Raw genomic sequence first — 2,229 nt, 5'->3', positions numbered from 1 at the left:
ATCACCAGCTTCACGGCTTCGTCTTTGTACTCAGGAGTGAACTCCCGACGTGTGTTTCCCATGTGAACATTCTCTCTTGTGAGGTGTCCAGTCAACGGGGGCAGGGCCAAAGCCCTGGTGCCGCAGCTGCGCGCCATGATCGGCGACGACCGGCGCATGCTGGTCGGGTTTGACCGTGGCGGCTGGTCCCCGACCCTCTTCGCCCACCTGCACAAGGCGGGGTTCGATGTGTTGACCTGGCGCAAGGGCACCACCGGCGACGTTGACGACGCCCTCTTCAGCCCGGAAAACTATGTGGACGAGCACGGAACCACTCACACCTGGGACCGGGTCGCCGACACCGAGGTCGACGTGCTTCTCAGCGCCAAGACCGGCGAGACCATGACGATGCGGCAGGTGTCCCAGATCGTCCCACGCACGACGAGAACGGGCACGCGGCAGATCCACATCCTCACCACCCTGGACACCCAGAAGACCATAAGCACCGCTGAGGTCGTTTTCCGGATGGCTGCCCGGTGGCGGCAGGAGAACTACTTCAGGTTCGGCCGGGAACGCTTCGCTCTCGACGCCCACGATTCCTATGCCAGTGGTGACGACGACGCGACCCGTCTGGTGCCCAATCCAGCCAAGGCGAAAGCCAAACTGGTGCAGGACAACGCCCGCAACTACCGCGACGCCGTCGCCGGCACGGTGACGGCCGCCATGCTCGCGATCAACACCCCGGCACCAGGTTCCGACGGGATCAGGATCACGAACCAGATGCACAACGACATCCACGCACCCCTACTGGCCGCCGAAACCACGGCCGCCGCGGCGGAAGACGCATACCGGCAGCTACCGGCACGGGTTCCGCTCGGTGAGAGCCGGCCCGGGCAGCAGGTCCTGGATCAGGAGATGAAACGCTTCACGCACATCATCCGGATGGCCGCGTTCAACACCGCCGTCACCCTCGCACGGGAGATCCGCACCAACACCGGATTCCAGCGCGCCGACCGCGAAGCCCACAACCTGGTGAGGCAAATCCTCAAACAGCCCGGCGACATCGATCCCACCGTCCCCGGCATCCTGACCATCACGCTGGACCCGATGCCAACCCAACGCGAAACCGCCGCCGTCAGCGAGCTCTGCGCGAGCCTCACCGACACCCAAACGCGCTATCCGGGCACCGACTTCATCTTGCGATACGCCATCAAAGAACGGCTCTGAGTTTCGCCAGATTAAATCGATCTAACGCGTCCATGTCAGGACCCCTGGAACCCCGGAGCCGAGGCGCTGGTGCCAATCTTTGAGGGTCTTCGGGGCGTGGGCGTCGAGGAACCGGATCAGGGTTTGATGGCTGCGCTCATTCTTGCCCTGGGTCCAGGAGCCCTNGGTTATCGCCCCGCTGCAGCCTCCAGAGCCCGTTCCCGAGCGGGTCGTGCGACTGCAGGAACAGTTCGACGACGTGGTGGAGATCCGCCGGACCAACCCGCAGATTTACTACCGCGGGCGGATCTTCAAAGTGCCAACGTATCTGGTGGGCACCTACCAGCTGGTGACCAACACCACCGGATTCACGCTATTCGACACCACCGACGGGGCGGAGAGTCTCTTTTTCCCGCTGCCGGTGCGCGTTGCCTCCAGCAAGCGACTGATGCCGTTGTGGCAGGTCTCGGGTGCTCGGATCCGCAACCCGCATCCATCCTGGGAACTCAAGCGGATCGAGTACGACAACGACCATTATCAGGGCGATCTCCTGCCCTGAACAGCGTTCAAAACTCCGCAGGCACGGTGTAAACGAAGTGGTGAGTTTTGCTGTCAACGATGTGATGAGTGCGTGTGTAAACGAAGTCACGAGCGAGGTTGTAAGCAAAGTGGTGATCGAGGATGTAAACAAAGCGGTGAGTGATTACATCCACTCACTTGGTAGCGAAGTTCTGGCGAGGTGGTAGCGGCCCGGGCGTGGTGCCCGGGCCGCCCTGGTGTTATTCCCAGTAGCCCTCGTGGGCGCGGGCTTGGTCGTTGCGGTGCTGGCTCATGTCGATCTGGCCGAGCTTGATGATCCGGGCGTTGTTGGCGAGGCGGTTCACGATCGAGTCCGCTGCGACTCGGTCGGGCAGCTCGGCGACCCAGTGCGCGGGTCTGAGCTGCTGCGGATATCTCGGACAGTGGGCCCTCTTAAAATGGGGCGTTACTGAAAGTAGAGATCAGCATGACCGCATCGCGGAGAAAATTTACCCAGGAGTTCAA

1 protein-coding gene and 1 pseudogene are annotated in these 2,229 nt (G+C 62.3%); both read left to right on the top strand.

Annotated elements, in window-relative coordinates; translation table 11 throughout:
* Positions 1-117: 117 nt before the first annotated feature.
* The gene (locus E3O45_RS08770) at positions 118-1,206 is read left to right on the top strand and encodes a putative transposase (protein WP_134443060.1); all 1,089 of its coding nucleotides are present in this window, start codon (positions 118-120) and stop codon (positions 1,204-1,206) included.
* 217 nt (positions 1,207-1,423) lie between these two features.
* A pseudogene (locus E3O45_RS08765) lies at positions 1,424-1,744 on the top strand (IS481 family transposase); the annotation flags it as partial.
* Between the last annotated feature and the right edge of the window lie 485 nt (positions 1,745-2,229).

The organism is Cryobacterium sp. TMS1-20-1, assembly GCF_004402355.1.
GTDB lineage: Bacteria > Actinomycetota > Actinomycetes > Actinomycetales > Microbacteriaceae > Cryobacterium > Cryobacterium levicorallinum.
Note: the sequence above shows the minus strand (reverse complement) of the source record. Positions and strands in the feature narration are given on the sequence as shown.